A 17801-nucleotide genomic window follows, 5' to 3' on the forward strand; every position below is an offset into this window, starting at 1 on the left:
ATCAATCCTTTTTTGTTTAGGACGGTACATAAATATTAAAAAAGGCACCCGAGGGTGCCTTTTTTCGCTCTTAACGATGACTCGTCAGAGGCTTATTCTTCAGAAGAGAAGCCAGCGTTTAGAAGTGCTGCCAGGTTATCCGTTGCTTGTTCAGCAGACGGGCCTTCTTGCGCTTCAGTACGTTTAGCTTGACGCTCTTGGTGGTATGCGAAACCAGTACCAGCTGGGATCAGACGACCAACAATTACGTTCTCTTTCAGACCACGTAGGTCATCACGCTTACCAGAAACCGCAGCTTCTGTTAGTACGCGAGTTGTCTCCTGGAACGATGCCGCAGAGATGAACGACTCAGTCGCTAGAGACGCTTTGGTAATACCTAGAAGTTCACGTTCGAAACGCGCAGGCTCTTTGCCTTCAGCTTCTAGATTACGGTTAGCAATCTTAACTTGTGAGTATTCTACTTGCTCACCAGGTAGGAACTCAGAATCACCAGCAAATGTGATAGTACACTTACGTAGCATTTGACGAACGATAGTCTCAATGTGCTTATCGTTAATCTTAACGCCTTGTAGACGGTAAACTTCTTGTACTTCGTTAGCGATGTACTGAGTTACCGCGTGTACGCCACGTAGACGTAGGATGTCATGTGGAGACTCTGGACCATCAGCGATTACATCACCACGCTCAACCTTCTCACCTTCGAAAACGTTAAGCTGACGATGCTTAGGAATCATCTCTTCGTATGCTTCACCGCTGTCGCGAGTGATCACTAGACGACGCTTACCTTTGGTCTCTTTACCGAAGCTAACTGTACCTGTGTGTTCAGCAAGGATCGCAGGCTCTTTAGGCTTACGTGCTTCGAACAGGTCAGCAACGCGTGGAAGACCACCGGTGATATCTTTGTTACCGCCAGATTTCTGAGGAATACGTGCAAGTGTTGCACCTACGCCTACTGCTGCGCCATCTTCGATGTTTACAATCGCTTTACCAGGTAGGAAGTAGTGAGCTGGCATATCAGTACCAGGGATCATTACATCGTTACCTTGCTCATCAACAAGTTTGATAGCTGGACGCATATCTTTACCTGCAGATGGACGCGCTGCTGCGTCAGTTACTTCGCTTGAAGATAGACCTGTTAGGTCATCTGTTTGGCGAGAAACTGTTACACCGTCGATCATGTCTACGAACTGGATGCGACCCGCTACTTCAGTGATGATTGGTAGTGTGTGCGCTTCCCAGTTAGCTACAGTTTCACCAGCTTGAACTGTGTCACCGTCGCCTTTGCTTAGTAGTGTACCGTAAGGCAGTTTGTGCTTCTCTTTAGTACGGCCAAACTCATCAATGATGGTTAGTTCAGTCGCACGAGAAGTGATAACGATCTTACCGTCATCTGCCACTACTGATTTAGCGTTGTGTAGCTTGATAGAACCGTTGTTCTTCGCTTGAACGCTGTTTTCTGCTGCTGCTGTCGATGCCGCACCACCGATGTGGAACGTACGCATCGTAAGCTGTGTACCCGGCTCACCGATAGACTGAGCAGCGATAACGCCTACTGCTTCACCTTGGTTCACTAGGTGACCACGTGCTAGGTCACGACCGTAACACTGTGCACAACAACCGAAGTCAGAATCACAAGTAACAACAGAACGTACTTTCATGCTGTCTACTGAGTTCTCTTCCATGATTTGACACCACTTCTCATCGATCAGGGTGTTACGTGGAATAAGAACATCTTCAGTACCAGGTTTTAGAACGTCTTCAGCAACTACACGACCTAGAGCTAGCTCAGAAAGTGCAACTTTAACATCACCACCCTCGATATGAGGCATCATGTCAACACCCTCGTGAGTGCCACAGTCATGTTCAGTTACAACAACGTCTTGAGCAACGTCTACTAGACGACGAGTTAGGTAACCCGAGTTCGCTGTTTTCAGTGCCGTATCCGCAAGACCCTTACGAGCACCGTGCGTTGAGATAAAGTACTGAAGTACGTTTAGACCTTCTTTAAAGTTCGCTGTGATCGGCGTTTCGATGATTGAACCATCTGGACGCGCCATCAGACCACGCATACCCGCAAGCTGACGAATCTGTGCTGCAGAACCACGAGCACCTGAGTCGGCCATCATGTAGATGCTGTTGAACGACTCTTGTTGTTCCTCTTCACCGTCACGGTTAACTACCGTTTCAGATGACAGGTTCTCCATCATTGCTTTCGCAACGCGGTCGTTGGTCGATGCCCAGATATCGATAACTTTGTTGTAGCGTTCGCCCGCAGTAACAAGACCAGATTGGTATTGTTCCTGGATTTCACGTACTTCTTCTTCCGCTTCTGCGATTTCAGTGTACTTAGCTGGCGGTACAACCATATCGTCGATACCAACAGATACACCAGATAGTGCTGCGTAAGCAAAACCTGCGTACATGATTTGGTCAGCGAAGATTACTGTGTCTTTCAGACCTAACTTACGGTACGCCTCGTTAAGTAGGTTAGAGATTTGTTTCTTACCTAGCTTTTGGTTAACGATGCTGTACGGAAGACCAGCTGGCACGATTTGCCAAAGCATTGCACGACCGATAGTGGTATCAACCATACCAGTAGATGTTGTGCTGTTGCCGTCTTCGTCTACGACTGTTTCAGTAATACGTACTTTAACGCGTGCGTGAAGTTCAGCTTGTTTAGTGCGGTATGCTTTCTCAGCCTCTGCTGGGCCAGAAAGGTACATGCCTTCACCTTTCACGTTGATCTTTTCACGAGTCATGTAGTACAGACCCAATACAACGTCCTGAGAAGGTACGATGATCGGATCACCTGACGCTGGCGACAGAATGTTGTTTGTCGACATCATCAGAGTACGAGCTTCAAGCTGTGCCTCTAGAGTTAGAGGTACGTGAACCGCCATTTGGTCACCATCGAAGTCCGCGTTGTACGCCGCACACACAAGTGGGTGTAGCTGAATCGCTTTACCTTCGATTAGTACTGGTTCGAACGCCTGGATACCTAGACGGTGAAGTGTAGGTGCACGGTTCAATAGTACTGGGTGTTCACGGATTACTTCGTCCAGGATATCCCAAACAACCGCTTCTTCACGCTCTACCATTTTCTTAGCAGCTTTGATTGTAGTCGCAAGACCACGAGTCTCTAGCTTGCTGTAGATGAATGGTTTGAATAGCTCAAGTGCCATCTTCTTAGGAAGACCACACTGGTGCAGACGAAGGTATGGACCTACTGTGATTACAGAACGGCCAGAGTAGTCTACACGTTTACCTAGAAGGTTCTGACGGAAACGACCTTGTTTACCCTTGATCATATCAGCAAGAGATTTCAGAGGACGCTTGTTCGAACCTGTGATCGCACGACCACGACGACCGTTATCTAGTAGCGCATCAACAGACTCTTGCAGCATACGTTTTTCGTTACGTACGATGATGTCCGGAGCCGCTAGCTCTAGAAGACGCTTCAAACGGTTGTTACGGTTGATCACACGACGGTATAGATCGTTTAGATCAGAAGTCGCAAAGCGACCGCCATCTAGTGGTACTAGAGGACGTAGATCTGGCGGAAGTACAGGAAGTACAGTCAGGATCATCCACTCTGGGTTATTACCAGATTGAATAAACGCTTCTACCAGCTTCAAACGCTTAGTAACTTTCTTACGCTTAGTTTCAGAGTTAGTCGTTTCTAACTCTTCGCGCATTTGTTCCGCTTCAGCGTGCATATCCATAGAACCTAGAAGGTCCTTGATAGCTTCTGCACCCATCTTAGCAGTGAACTCGTCGCCCCACTCTTCTAGACGGTCTAGATACTCTTCTTCAGTAAGCATCTGACTCTTTTCTAGATCAGTCATACCTGGTTCAGTTACTACGTACATTTCGAAGTAAAGAACACGTTCGATATCACGTAGAGGGATATCCATTAGTAGACCGATACGAGACGGTAGCGATTTTAGGAACCAGATGTGAGCTACTGGTGAAGCAAGCTCGATGTGGCCCATACGGTCACGACGAACTTTAGTTTGTGTAACTTCTACACCACACTTCTCACAGATAACACCACGGTGCTTCAGGCGCTTGTATTTACCACAAAGACATTCGTAGTCTTTAACTGGACCAAAAATACGCGCACAGAACAGACCATCGCGTTCAGGTTTGAACGTACGATAGTTGATCGTTTCAGGTTTTTTAACTTCACCGAAAGACCATGAACGGATCATGTCTGGTGAAGATAGACCGATTTTGATTGCATCAAACTCTTCGGTCTTATGCTGTGCTTTTAGAAAGTTTAATAAGTCTTTCACAATCAGCTCCTGTAAGGAGTTAAAAGCAGCCAGCCAAGCGCTAGCTGCTTTCTACCAGATAATCACTTTTCTCAAATGAGAAAGGGATTACTCTTCGTCTTCTAGCTCGATGTTGATACCTAGCGAGCGAATCTCTTTCAACAATACGTTGAACGATTCTGGCATACCAGGTTCCATGCTGTGGCTTCCGTCTACGATGTTCTTGTACATCTTAGTACGGCCGTTAACGTCATCCGACTTAACAGTTAGCATTTCTTGTAGAGTGTAAGCAGCACCGTATGCTTCTAGTGCCCATACTTCCATCTCACCGAAACGCTGACCACCGAACTGAGCTTTACCACCAAGTGGTTGCTGAGTTACTAGGCTGTACGAACCAGTTGAACGAGCGTGCATCTTGTCATCAACAAGGTGGTTCAGTTTCAGCATGTACATGTAACCAACAGTTACAGGACGCTCAAACGCATCACCTGTGCGACCATCAAACAGCGTTAGCTGACCAGATGTTGGTAGGTCTGCTAGTTTTAGAAGCTCTTTGATTAGATGCTCAGAAGCACCGTCAAATACTGGCGTCGCGATTGGTAGACCGCCACGCAGGTTCTTGATCAGTGTACGAACTTCATCATCAGACAGAGAAGCAACGTCTACTTTCTGGCGAGTCTCACCTAGATCGTAAACTTTTTGTAGGAACTCGCGGAATTTCGCTAGTTCTTGCTGCTCTTTAACCATCTGGTTGATCTTGTCACCGATACCTTTCGCTGCCAGACCTAAGTGAACTTCTAGGATCTGACCGATGTTCATACGCGAAGGTACACCCAGTGGGTTAAGTACGATGTCTACAGGCTGACCTTTTTCATCGTATGGCATGTCTTCAACAGGGTTGATCTTAGAGATTACACCCTTGTTACCGTGACGGCCGGCCATCTTATCACCAGGCTGGATACGACGTTTAACCGCTAGGTAAACCTTAACGATCTTCAGTACGCCAGGTGCTAGATCATCACCTTGAGTGATCTTACGACGCTTAGTTTCGAACTTCTTATCGAAGTCAGCTTTTAGCTCGTCCCACTGCTCAGCAAGCTGCTCTAGCTGAGTTTGTAGTGCGTCATCTTCCAGCGTTAGCTTTAGCCACTTCTTACGTTCAGTAGACTCTAGTTTCGCTTCAGAGTAACCGCCTTCAATCAGAACAGCTTTAACACGGTTTAGAAGGCCACCCTCAAGAATCTGGAATTCTTCAGTTAGGTCTTTCTTCGCTTCTTTAAGCTGCATCTGTTCGATTTCAAGCGCACGCTTGTCTTTCTCTACGCCATCGCGAGTGAAGACTTGAACGTCGATGATCGTACCTGATACAGAGTTCGGTACACGTAGTGACGTATCTTTAACATCAGATGCTTTTTCACCGAAGATCGCACGTAGTAGCTTCTCTTCAGGAGTCAGCTGAGTTTCACCTTTAGGTGTTACTTTACCAACCAGGATGTCGCCACCCTTAACTTCAGCACCGATGTAAACGATACCTGACTCGTCTAGTTTAGACAGAGCAGATTCACCTACGTTTGGAATATCCGCTGTGATCTCTTCAGAGCCCAGCTTAGTATCACGTGCCACACAAGTCAGTTCTTGAATGTGGATTGTCGTGAAGCGGTCTTCTTGAACTACGCGCTCAGATACTAAGATCGAGTCTTCGAAGTTGTAACCGTTCCAAGGCATGAACGCGATACGCATGTTTTGACCAAGCGCTAGCTCACCAAGGTCTGTTGAAGGACCATCAGCAAGTACGTCGCCGCGTGATACAGGTTCACCTGGCATCACACATGGGCGCTGGTTAATACATGTGTTCTGGTTAGAACGTGTGTATTTAGTCAGGTTGTAGATGTCGATACCAGCTTCGCCTGGTACTAGCTCTTCTTCGTTCACTTTAACAACGATACGAGAAGCATCTACTGACTGGATTACACCACCACGTTTCGCAACTGCAGTTACACCTGAGTCAACGGCTACGTTACGTTCAATACCAGTACCAACAAGCGGTTTGTCAGCTTTCAGTGTTGGAACTGCCTGACGTTGCATGTTCGCACCCATCAATGCACGGTTCGCATCATCGTGTTCTAGGAACGGGATAAGCGATGCAGCGATAGATACAACCTGGTTTGTCGCAACGTCCATGTACTGAGCGTGCTCACGAGGGTGTAGACCAGATTCACCTTTCTGACGAGCTGTGATCAGCTCATCTGCAAACGTACCTTCTTCAGTCAACGCAGCGTTAGCCTGTGCGATAACGAATTGGCCTTCTTCGATTGCAGATAGGTAATCTACTTCGTCTGTAACAACGCCATCTACAACGCGACGGTATGGAGTCTCTAGGAAACCGTACTCGTTACAACGCGCAAACGCAGATAGAGAGTTGATCAGACCGATGTTTGGACCTTCAGGCGTTTCGATAGGACATAGACGACCGTAGTGAGTTACGTGTACGTCACGTACTTCGAAGCCAGCACGTTCACGAGTTAGACCGCCAGGACCCAATGCAGAAATACGACGCTTGTGCGTTACTTCTGATAACGGGTTGTTTTGGTCCATGAACTGTGAAAGCTGTGAAGAGCCAAAGAATTCTTTAACTGCTGCAGAAATTGGCTTCGCGTTGATCAAGTCTTGAGGCATAACAGCATCAAGATCGCCTAGGCTTAGACGCTCTTTAACTGCACGCTCAACACGTACTAAACCTACACGGAACTGGTTCTCAGCCATTTCGCCTACAGAACGGATACGACGGTTGCCTAGGTGGTCGATATCGTCCACTTCACCTTTACCGTTACGGATCGCGATAAGCTTCTTCATCACTTCGACGATATCAGTTTCGTCCAGAGTGCCTTGCTCTTGAGCATCCTCACGACCGATAGAGCTGTTGAACTTCATACGACCAACAGTCGATAGATCGTAACGCTCTTCAGAGAAGAATAGGCTTTCGAATAATGCTTCTGCAGCTTCTTTTGTTGGCGGCTCACCAGGGCGCATCATGCGGTAGATTTCTACCAATGCAGAAATACGATCAACAGTGCTGTCGATACGTAGTGTTTCTGACATGAACGGACCGTGGTCTAGATCGTTCGTAAACAGAACTTCTAGCGCTTTGTGGCCAGCCTGAGATAGGTTCGCTAGTGCTTCCAGGCTGATTTCCTGGTTAGCAGTAACAATGATCTCGCCTGTTGCTTCGTTGATGTAATCTTTCGATGCAACTTTACCAACGATGTACTCAACTGGTACTTCGATGTGATCAACGCCATCTTTTTCTAGTTGGCGGATATGGGGAGCCGTTACGCGACGACCTTGCTCAACGTAAACTTTACCATCTGCTTCGATGTCGAATGACGCAGTTTCACCGCGTAGACGATCAGGAACCAACTCCATCAGTAGAGTTTGGTCTTTCACTTCGAAGTTCACTTTCTCGAAGAAGATATCTAGGATTTCTTCAGTCGATTTACCTAGTGCACGAAGGATGATCGATGCTGGTAGCTTACGACGGCGGTCGATACGTACGTACAGGTTATCCTTAGGATCAAACTCGAAATCAAGCCATGAACCACGGTAAGGAATAACACGTGCGTTGTATAGAACTTTACCTGATGAGTGGGTCTTACCCTTATCGCTGTCGAAGAACACGCCTGGGCTTCGGTGCAGCTGGGATACGATAACCCTCTCGGTACCGTTGATTACGAAGGTACCATTGTCTGTCATGAGTGGAATTTCACCCATGTAGACTTCTTGTTCTTTAATGTCTTTTACAGTACCTGCTGGCGCGTCTTTATCAAAGATAACTAGGCGTAGTTTTACACGTAGTGGCTTTGAGTAAGTTACACCGCGGATTTGACATTCTTTAACGTCAAAAACTGGCTCACCAAGACGGTAGCTAACGTATTGCAGCTCAGAATTGCCGTTGTAGCTCTGAATTGGAAATACAGAACGGAAAGCGGCTTCAAGACCGTATTGACCTTCAGGATCCTGTTCGATAAATTTGTCGAACGAATCGAGCTGGATCGATAGCAGGTATGGAATGTCCAAAACTTGTGGACGAGTACCAAAGTCCTTACGGATGCGCTTTTTCTCGGTATAAGAGTAAACCATGGGGTTCCTCAGCTCGCTGATAAGTGACCCAAACTGTCCGCCCGCTCCTAGTTACTTAAGGGGGGTAAGGGACAGTGACTAAATAGCTGTTTACTGTAGTGACATTTCATTTCGATAGAATGAAATGTTTTTTGCATGGGTATAAGGCGCTTAAACAGCGGGAAAATTCACCTATACCCTACAGCGCAAAAAGGCCGGTGGTTAAAAAACCACCAGCCAATTAGCCGTTAGGCTAAGAAACTATGCAATAATTACTTAACAGCAACAGTTGCACCAGCTTCTTCTAGCTGAGCTTTAAGAGCGTCAGCTTCTGCTTTGTCAACACCTTCTTTAAGAGGTGCTGGAGCGCCGTCTACAAGAGCTTTAGCTTCTTTAAGACCTAGGCCAGTTGCGCCACGTACTGCTTTGATTACAGCAACTTTGTTACCGCCAGCAGCTTCTAGGATTACGTCGAATTCAGTTTGCTCAGCAGCAGCTTCGCCTGCAGCAGCGCCGCCAGCTACAACAGCAGCAGCAGCAGAAACACCGAATTTCTCTTCCATTGCTTCGATTAGTTCAACAACTTGCATTACAGACATTTCTGCAACTGCGTCTAGGATTTGCTCGTTAGTAATAGACATAACAATTCTCTTTTAAGTCAACAATAAGTTTATTAAGCAACCAGTAAAAAGCAAGGCTTACGCCGCTGCTTCTTCTTTTTGATCGCGGATAGCAGCGAAGGTACGTACCAGCTTGCCAGCAGAAGCTTCTTTCATGCACATCATTAGGCGTGCGATTGCTTCGTCGTAAGTTGGTAGTGTCGCTAGTACTTCAGCGTCAGTTAGCGCGCCTTCAAATGCAGCAGCTTTGATCTCGAAGTCTTTGTTCTCTTTAGCGAAGTCTTTGAAAAGACGCGCTGCAGCACCTGGGTGCTCGTTAGAGAACGCGATTAGAGTAGGACCAGTGAAAGTGTCAGTTAGACACTCGTACTCAGTACCTTCAACCGCACGACGAGCAAGTGTGTTACGAACAACTCTCATGTAAACACCAGCTTCACGAGCTTGTTTACGTAGAGAAGTCATCGCGCCAACTTGAACGCCACGAGAATCAGCTACAACTGCAGAAAGTGCACCACTGGCAGCTTCGTTGACTTCAGCAACAATTGCTTTTTTGTCTTGAAGGTTTAAAGCCATCTTGGATTTACTCCTGGTTGTCGTTACACCACTCACTATCATCACGACAGTGAGAGCTATTTAGGTGCTTCCCAGAAGAAAGTTAACTATTAAAATATAGAGCTTTCTGTCAGTTCGGGCACCATCTACGTAGGGCAATTAAGTTTGTAAATTAACAAACACCTACGGTCTTGGACGGAGACTGGGTCTTAATTCAATTCGAACTAGGAGACAGTTCAAAGAACCAAAGTTCAGCCCCAACCACAAATATTAGGCGCAAAATTATACACTAATTTTGCACCTAAGCAAATAAATTATGCTTGAGTGTTCAGGCTAGCCTGATCAACAGCAACACCAGCACCCATAGTAGTAGAGATGCTTACTTTCTTCAGGAAAGTACCTTTCGCTGAAGATGGCTTAGCTTTCTTAAGAGCGATTAGAAGAGACTCTAGGTTCTCTTTGATCTGCTCTGCAGAGAAGTTAGCTTTACCGATAGTAGTGTGGATGATGCCGTTTTTGTCGTTACGGTAACGAACCTGACCAGCTTTAGCGTTCTTAACAGCTTCAGCAACGTTAGGAGTTACAGTACCAACTTTAGGGTTAGGCATTAGACCGCGAGGACCTAGGATAGTACCTAGTTGACCTACAACGCGCATTGCATCTGGAGAAGCAACAACTACGTCAAAGTTCATTTCGCCTTTCTTCACTTGCTCAGCAAGATCTTCCATACCAACGATGTCTGCGCCAGCTTCTTTAGCTGCTTCAGCGTTTGCACCTTGAGTGAACACTGCAACGCGGATTTCGCGGCCAGTACCGTGAGGTAGTACAGTTGCACCACGTACGTTCTGGTCAGATTTACGAGCATCGATGCCTAGGTTAACAGCAACGTCTACAGACTCAACGAATTTAGCAGTCGCTAGTTCTTGAAGAAGAGCAACAGCTTCGTTGATTTCGTATTCTTTAGTTACGTCAACTTTTTCGCGGATTACGCGCATGCGCTTAGTTAGTTTTGCCATGATCTTAACCCTCTACCACTAGGCCCATTGAACGAGCAGTACCAGCGATTGAGCGTTTCATCGCTTCGATGTCAGCACCAGTCATATCAGCAGCTTTAGTTTCTGCGATTTCTTGGATTTGAGCGTCAGTTACAGTACCAACTTTTTCAGTGTTTGGACGACCTGAACCAGACTTAACGCCAGCAGCTTTCTTAAGTAGAACAGCAGCAGGTGGAGTCTTAGTTACGAACGTGAAAGAACGGTCGTTGTAAACAGTGATAACTACTGGAGTCGGTAGACCTTTCTCGATAGATTCTGTTTTCGCGTTGAACGCTTTACAGAATTCCATGATGTTAACACCGTGTTGACCTAGTGCAGGACCTACTGGTGGACTAGGGTTAGCCATACCAGCAGCAACTTGTAGCTTGATGTAAGCTTCAACTTTCTTAGCCATGATAATTCCTAAATTTGGGTACTAGCGCTAATCACAGATCAGCTCCCCGTTTGTGTAAGATACTTTTTACTTCACTAGAAGTAAAAAGGCGCGAAATTATAGTAATAATTCGCGCCTTATACAACCCTAAAAAGGTGATTTTTTATACTCTTTAAATTAAGAGTCTTAGTCTAGTTTTTCAACCTGACCAAATTCAAGCTCAACTGGTGTTGCACGACCAAAGATCGATACAGACACTTTCAGGCGGCTCTTCTCGTAATCCACTTCTTCAACAGTACCGTTGAAGTCAGCAAATGGACCTTCATTAACACGTACCACTTCACCCGCTTCGTACATAGTACGAGGACGTGGCGCTTCGCTCGCTTTCTCAAGACGGTTAAGAATCGCGTCAGCTTCTTTATCTGTGATAGGTGCAGGACGGTCCGAGGTACCACCAATGAAGCCCATGACACGCGGCACACTGCGTACAAGGTGCCATGATTCATCGTTCATAATCATCTGAACAAGGACGTAACCTGGGAAGAACTTACGCTCAGATTTGCGGCGCTGACCCGCGCGCATTTCTACTACTTCTTCAGTAGGAACTAGTACTTCACCGAATAGCTCTTCCATGCCGTGCATTTTGATATGCTCGCGCAGAGATTGAGCTACACGACCTTCAAATCCAGAGAAGGCTTGAACCACATACCAGCGTTTTTTTGGAGCTTCACTCATGAATTAAAACCCTCTATACCCCAGTCGCTAGAGCTACTAGACGAACCATAATTCCGTCAATACCCCATAGCGCTAGAGCCATTACAATACTTACAGCTAAAACGATCAGTGTTGTTTGCATGGTTTCTTGGCGAGTAGGCCAAACAACTTTACGTACTTCCATACGCGATTCTTTTGCAAAACTGATCGCTGCTTTACCTTTAGTCGTTGTTGCTGCAACGCCTAGAGCAGCTGCAATAAGAACAACAACACCTGCAGCGCGAATCACTACAGACATTTCACCATACAGGTAATTACCCACAACAGCGGCACCTGCCAATACGAAAGCGACGATCCACTTGAACGTATCTGCTGCATTTGAGCTATCAGGAGTTTCAGCATTATTTGCTTTCATAAAACCAACCTGTTTCAAGTCTTAATATAGACGACAACAACCCCGCTGTTGCAGGGCAAACTCCAAATCGCTGAAAAAATCAGCGTACTCTTAATAAGATTAAGCCCGTTTGCTTAATCTTGCTCCACACTCAAGCAACTTCTGGACAAGAAAACAGCAAAAATTATGTTGAGTGCAGAAAAAGGGCATCAAATGATGCCCTTTTTGCTACTGGTTCGTCAAATCTAATTCAAGATTTTCCGATAGCATCCGTCTAATTCGCTATGAATTAGTCGAAGATCTTAGCAACAACACCAGCACCTACTGTACGGCCACCTTCACGGATCGCGAAACGTAGACCTTCGTCCATTGCGATTGGTGCGATTAGCTCAACAGTCATTTGTACGTTGTCGCCTGGCATTACCATTTCTACGCCTTCTGGTAGCGTGATGTCACCAGTTACGTCAGTTGTACGGAAGTAGAACTGTGGACGGTAGCCTTTGAAGAATGGAGTGTGACGACCACCTTCATCTTTAGACAGTACGTATACTTCTGATTCGAATTTAGTGTGTGGAGTGATTGAACCTGGCTTAGCTAGTACTTGACCACGTTCTACTTCGTCACGCTTAGTACCACGTAGAAGTGCACCAACGTTCTCACCCGCACGACCTTCGTCTAGAAGCTTACGGAACATTTCAACACCAGTACATGTAGTAGTGATGGTGTCTTTGATACCAACGATAGCAACTTCGTCACCTACGTTTAGGATACCACGTTCGATACGACCAGTTACTACAGTACCACGGCCTTGGATCGAGAATACGTCTTCGATTGGCATTAGGAACGGTAGGTCTACTGCACGCTCTGGTTCTGGGATGTATGAATCTAGCGCTTCTGCTAGTTCAACGATTTTCGCTTCCCACTGCTCTTCGCCGTTTAGTGCGCCTAGTGCAGAACCTTGGATAACTGGTAGGTCATCACCTGGGAAATCGTACTCAGATAGAAGCTCACGAACTTCCATTTCTACTAGTTCTAGTAGCTCTTCATCGTCAACCATGTCACATTTGTTCATGAATACGATGATGTATGGGATACCAACCTGACGGCCTAGTAGGATGTGCTCACGAGTTTGAGGCATTGGGCCATCTGTTGCAGCAACAACTAGGATACCACCGTCCATTTGCGCAGCACCAGTGATCATGTTTTTAACATAGTCAGCGTGTCCTGGGCAGTCTACGTGTGCGTAGTGACGAGTTGGAGTGTCGTACTCTACGTGAGAAGTAGAGATTGTGATACCGCGCTCACGCTCTTCTGGAGCGTTATCGATAGATGCGAAGTCTTTCGCTTCACCGCCGTAAACTTTAGCAAGAGTAGTACAGATAGCTGCAGTTAGAGTTGTTTTACCGTGGTCAACGTGGCCGATAGTACCAACGTTTACGTGCGGTTTTACACGTTCAAATTTTGCTTTAGACATGAGTGGTCCCTCTAGGTACGGATTTTGGTGGCCCAGTTTGACCACGCAACCAAAAAAAAGATTATTGGTAAATCTAATATCAAAAGGAAATAAACTTTAGAGCTGGTGCTGATAGGCAGACTCGAACTGCCGACCTCATCCTTACCAAGGATGCGCTCTACCACCTGAGCTATATCAGCACTCAAATTAGAGTGGAGCGGGCAGCGGGAATCGAACCCGCATCATCAGCTTGGAAGGCTGAGGTAATAGCCATTATACGATGCCCGCAACACGTAACTCTGAGAGCTATTTCCTAAAGAATATGGTGGAGGGGGACGGATTCGAACCATCGAAGGCAGTGCCGGCAGATTTACAGTCTGCTCCCTTTGGCCACTCGGGAACCCCTCCAAAATTTCTAGCCATTCTCACTACTAGTTGTTTCGTTAAGAAACAGGAGAGAATGGTGCCGACTACCGGAATCGAACTGGTGACCTACTGATTACAAGTCAGTTGCTCTACCTACTGAGCTAAGTCGGCATAAGTGGTGCGCATTCTATTGAATGATTTTCTAGGTTGCAATAGGAATTTAAAAAAAAATCATAAATTTCGATTTTTTGCATTCATTTGCTGCAAAAACGTACAAACTTCGCTTTTTTAAAGCAAACTTCGACCTCTGTCGCTTGCTTTAAAGTGCGCTTGATGTATGTTCATGCTCTCAATGAAACCAAGGATGAAAGAGCCCCATGAGTCCATTTTTGTCATTTGACCGTGCCAACTGGGCAGATTTAAGAAACTCTGTGCCAATGACACTTTCTGAAGAAGACTTAACTGCACTTCAGGGCATAAATGAAAATCTTACCATGGAGGAGGCAGTAGAAATCTACCTGCCATTGTCTCGCCTATTAAATTTGTATGTACAGGCTCGCCAGAGTCGTAATACGGTTCTTCAACAGTTTTTGAATACTGAAGAACATGCTCCTCCCTTTGTGATTGGAATCGCCGGAAGTGTAGCGGTAGGCAAAAGCACAACAGCTCGTATTCTAAAAGCGCTGCTTTCCCGCTGGGAAAATCATCCTAAAGTATCTTTGGTTACGACGGATGGCTTTTTGTATCCCAAGAAAATCTTGGAAGAAAAAGGCATCATGCATCGCAAGGGTTTCCCTGAGTCCTACGACATCAAACGCTTAGTTGAGTTTATGTCTGATGTAAAAGCCGGGAAGCCGGATCTTGAAGTGCCTGTCTACTCGCATATTACTTATGACATTACCGACGAACTCAAAAAAGTCGACAGGCCTGATGTTCTGATCATTGAAGGGTTAAACGTATTACAGAGCGGTATGGATTATCCCCACGATCCTCATCGAGTGTTTGTTTCAGACTTTTTGGATTTCTCTATTTACGTCGATGCGGAATCTGACACCATTGAACAATGGTATGTGGAAAGATTTTTGAAGTTCCGCCGAGGGGCTTTTACCAAACCAGGGTCTTATTTTAGTCACTATACTCAGCTGTCGACTGAAGAAGCGAAAAATAAGGCAAAAGAGATCTGGCAGAGTATTAATGGGCTCAACTTAGAGCATAATATTCTTCCTACCCGAGAAAGAGCCCATTTGATCTTACATAAAGGGGTTAATCACCTCGTAGACAAAGTATCTCTACGAAAGTAAGGGGATAACTCAATCCCCTTTTCTCAAAGAAATCTCTCCACCAATGTAGGTTTCTAATCCATTGTCAGTCTCAAGTACCACACCACCTTGCTGATCGATACCTTGAACAATCCCCTTCACTTCTCTGGCTCCCATTAAGAGCTTGACCGGGCGTCCAATGAAGTTATCCAGACGATTCCAGCGATCAACAAAGCCTGCCAGTCCCATCATTTCGTAATCGGCCAGTATCGTCTTCCAATGCTCAATTAGCGTCAAAGCAAGCTGAGTTCTGTCTAAGCGGAGATCAGCACACACTTGATTTAACGTCGTCCAGGGCTGGTCAATATCAGGCTGTTTATCTGGCATACCAATGTTTAGACCCATTCCTATTACGAGATTAGCTGCACCACCGGCTTGGCCTGACATTTCTACCAGAATGCCCGCGAGCTTTTTATCTTGATAATAGAGATCGTTTGGCCACTTGAGCTTGACGCCCTGGATGCCCATTTCCTCTAATGCTTCAACCGCAGCGATACCAATAACGAGACTCAAGCCCATTGCTGCAGCCATCCCCGCATCAAGACGCCAGTACATAGACAAATATAAGTTGGAGCCAAACGGAGAAACCCATTGGCGGCCACGACGGCCACGCCCGCTAGCTTGGTACTCAGCGACACAAACACGGCCTTTTTCGGATTCATTCACCCGCTCTAACAAGTACTGGTTGGTGGAATCAATCACCGGGATTAACTCCAGTTTTGGCTCGGAGCTATCCGTGAGTCTCGTCTCGTCTAACAATTGCATGGGATGAGCCAATTGATAACCACGTCCTTGAATACGGTATATATCCACACCCCATTCACTCAGACCTTTAATATGCTTAGCAATGGCGGCTCTTGAGATACCAAGGTCATGACCTAGGGCTTCACCTGAATGGAACTCGCCATCACTGAGTGTTTTCAGGATATGCAGTTTTGTTGCATGCTCTTTTCTCATTGCGCAGCCTCTATCTCAGCAAGATTGGTTTCACCACCACGATTGATAAACCGAACTTCATGCTCGAGCTCTATCTGGTATTTATTCCATACCGTCTGCTTAACGAGAGATGCCAGAGCCAATACATCTTGCGCACTGCAGTTGTCCACGTTAGTCAGCACTAATGCTTGCAAAGGGTTAACTTGCGCACCATTAACAGAGATCCCTTTAAGACCACATTGATCAATGAGCCAACCCGCAGCCACTTTCATTCCATTTTCTGCAGGGTACGCCACCAGATCATGATGCGTCTTAACCAGTCGATCATAATGATCTTGCGAGATCACAGGGTTCTTAAAAAAGCTGCCTGCATTACCCACTTTCGCAGGATCAGGCAATTTTTCTTGGCGAACCTGGCAAACACGTTCAAATATGGATGCTGGACTTAACTGTTCGGTAGGAATACTTTGCAAGGGACCGTATTGGTTGATCGGTTTCCATTCTTTGTTCAGCTTAAGTCCAACAGCGGAAATAAAACATTCACCATACAAAGCATGCTTAAAGATAGAGTCACGATAACCAAATTCGCACTCATCTGCGCTCATGCGTCGCGATTCAAACGTCGTGAGATCTAAGATATCCACGTAGTCACAAACATCTTTCAATTCTAATCCGTAAGCACCAATGTTTTGGATGGGCGCAGAGCCTGCACAACCAGGGATGAGCGCTAGGTTTTCTATGCCACCTAAGCCTCGCTCAACACACCAGGAAACTAATTCAGGCCAATCCTCACCACCTTCGATATGTAGCAAGTTATGCTCGTCAGTCTCTTCAACTACTTTGCCAAGCAGTCTATTGACGATAACCAGACCTTCGTAATGCTCAGTGAACAGCACATTACTTCCTTTGCCCAGGAACAGCTTAGGTAAGCTTTTGAAAGCAGGTTCCTGAAAAAGTTGAATAACATCGTCAACAGACTCAACGATGGCTAAATACGAACATGTCTGTTCGATACCAAAAGTGTGATAAGCCTTAAGGCTCGCATTTGTTTTAATTTGCATAGTGGTTTGCAACGCCAGATAAGATTCTCTTAAACTGTCAACATTCTACCTTAGAACTCTTTTAACCGCAGTGACAATACCTAACTCATTAATCATAGAAGTGTTAAATCCCATCAAGCTTCCTCTCATTAAGAGGTTGTATAAAGCACACTATCCCTCAGGGCGAGCGAAAAGAGATGAATTGATCATCACGGCAAGTCATGAAGGATCTATCGTAGCTCTACTGCGTATGAAGAGCGTGGAAAACTATCGATTATTAACTGGGATGCTTGTTGTTCCTGAATATAGGGGAACTGGTGTGGGGAATGCATTACTGACTCACTGCAAAAACAAAGTTTTCACCGATGGTGATTATTGCTTTGCGTTTATGCACTTAGAGACTTATTACTCTCAACATGGTTTTAAGACCATCGATAGCTCAGAACTCCCAAACTCATTGAAAATGGCCTTTCAGCGCTACGTTGATAGCGGTAAAGATCTCATTCCAATGCAATTCATCCCATCCTAGACTTCAAACCGCGTGCTTTTGTAGCCAGATAAATCATATCTTTGATAAAATATCAGGTTC

The 17801-nt window shown here is 45.9% G+C and carries 13 protein-coding genes and 4 tRNA genes; 2 read left to right on the top strand and 15 right to left on the bottom strand.

Annotated features, from left to right (window positions below):
* Positions 1–92 precede the first annotated feature (92 nt).
* The 13 genes from rpoC to VEJY3_RS15090 all read right to left on the bottom strand — a co-directional run bounded on the left by rpoC (position 93) and on the right by VEJY3_RS15090 (position 14088).
* The gene (gene rpoC / locus VEJY3_RS15030; RefSeq protein ID WP_014233282.1) at positions 93–4295 is read right to left on the bottom strand and encodes a DNA-directed RNA polymerase subunit beta'; all 4203 of its coding nucleotides are present in this window, start codon (positions 4293–4295) and stop codon (positions 93–95) included.
* A gap of 87 nt (positions 4296–4382) precedes the next feature.
* Entirely contained in the window at positions 4383–8411 is a 4029-nt protein-coding gene (rpoB, locus tag VEJY3_RS15035; protein ID WP_014233283.1) for a DNA-directed RNA polymerase subunit beta, read from the bottom strand.
* A gap of 251 nt (positions 8412–8662) precedes the next feature.
* Complete coding sequence (gene rplL, locus VEJY3_RS15040) at positions 8663–9031, bottom strand: 50S ribosomal protein L7/L12 (protein ID WP_014233284.1); 369 nt, start codon at positions 9029–9031, stop codon at positions 8663–8665.
* A gap of 57 nt (positions 9032–9088) precedes the next feature.
* Positions 9089–9583, bottom strand: a complete 495-nt coding sequence (rplJ, locus tag VEJY3_RS15045; RefSeq protein ID WP_014233285.1) for a 50S ribosomal protein L10 — start codon at positions 9581–9583, stop codon at positions 9089–9091.
* A gap of 293 nt (positions 9584–9876) precedes the next feature.
* Entirely contained in the window at positions 9877–10578 is a 702-nt protein-coding gene (rplA, locus tag VEJY3_RS15050; RefSeq protein WP_014233286.1) for a 50S ribosomal protein L1, read from the bottom strand.
* Between the two features lie 4 nt (positions 10579–10582).
* Positions 10583–11011 (bottom strand): 50S ribosomal protein L11, encoded by a 429-nt coding sequence (gene rplK, locus VEJY3_RS15055; protein ID WP_008078231.1) that lies wholly within the window; start codon positions 11009–11011, stop codon positions 10583–10585.
* A 165-nt stretch (positions 11012–11176) separates the two neighbouring features.
* Positions 11177–11725 carry a transcription termination/antitermination protein NusG gene (gene nusG / locus VEJY3_RS15060; protein WP_005384681.1) on the bottom strand — a complete coding sequence of 183 codons (549 nt, stop codon included), beginning with the start codon at positions 11723–11725 and terminating at the stop codon, positions 11177–11179.
* Positions 11726–11738: 13 nt separating this feature from the next.
* A complete protein-coding gene (secE, locus tag VEJY3_RS15065; RefSeq protein ID WP_014233287.1) occupies positions 11739–12119 on the bottom strand; it encodes a preprotein translocase subunit SecE in 381 nt (126 codons plus the stop codon).
* 268 nt (positions 12120–12387) lie between these two features.
* Complete coding sequence (gene tuf / locus VEJY3_RS15070) at positions 12388–13572, bottom strand: elongation factor Tu (protein ID WP_014233170.1); 1185 nt, start codon at positions 13570–13572, stop codon at positions 12388–12390.
* Positions 13573–13675: 103 nt separating this feature from the next.
* Positions 13676–13751: transfer RNA gene (locus VEJY3_RS15075), tRNA-Thr, on the bottom strand.
* A 13-nt stretch (positions 13752–13764) separates the two neighbouring features.
* Positions 13765–13839 (bottom strand) — tRNA-Gly (locus VEJY3_RS15080).
* Between the two features lie 35 nt (positions 13840–13874).
* Positions 13875–13959: transfer RNA gene (locus VEJY3_RS15085), tRNA-Tyr, on the bottom strand.
* Between the two features lie 53 nt (positions 13960–14012).
* Positions 14013–14088 (bottom strand) — tRNA-Thr (locus tag VEJY3_RS15090).
* 206 nt (positions 14089–14294) lie between these two features.
* Here VEJY3_RS15090 and coaA point away from each other — a divergent pair.
* Positions 14295–15218, top strand: a complete 924-nt coding sequence (gene coaA / locus VEJY3_RS15095; protein ID WP_014233288.1) for a type I pantothenate kinase — start codon at positions 14295–14297, stop codon at positions 15216–15218.
* Positions 15219–15227: 9 nt separating this feature from the next.
* Here the strand turns inward: coaA and birA are convergent, their stop codons facing one another.
* Entirely contained in the window at positions 15228–16193 is a 966-nt protein-coding gene (birA, locus tag VEJY3_RS15100; RefSeq protein WP_014233289.1) for a bifunctional biotin--[acetyl-CoA-carboxylase] ligase/biotin operon repressor BirA, read from the bottom strand.
* Entirely contained in the window at positions 16190–17233 is a 1044-nt protein-coding gene (gene murB / locus VEJY3_RS15105) for a UDP-N-acetylmuramate dehydrogenase (RefSeq protein ID WP_014233290.1), read from the bottom strand. Before murB ends, birA begins: the two co-directional genes overlap by 4 nt.
* 100 nt (positions 17234–17333) lie before the next feature.
* Between murB and VEJY3_RS15110 the strand changes: the two genes are divergently transcribed.
* Positions 17334–17741, top strand: a complete 408-nt coding sequence (locus tag VEJY3_RS15110; protein WP_041170279.1) for a GNAT family N-acetyltransferase — start codon at positions 17334–17336, stop codon at positions 17739–17741.
* The last annotated feature ends 60 nt before the right edge of the window (positions 17742–17801 follow it).

This window comes from Vibrio sp. EJY3 (assembly GCF_000241385.1).
In the GTDB taxonomy this organism is placed as follows: Bacteria; Pseudomonadota; Gammaproteobacteria; order Enterobacterales; family Vibrionaceae; genus Vibrio; species Vibrio natriegens.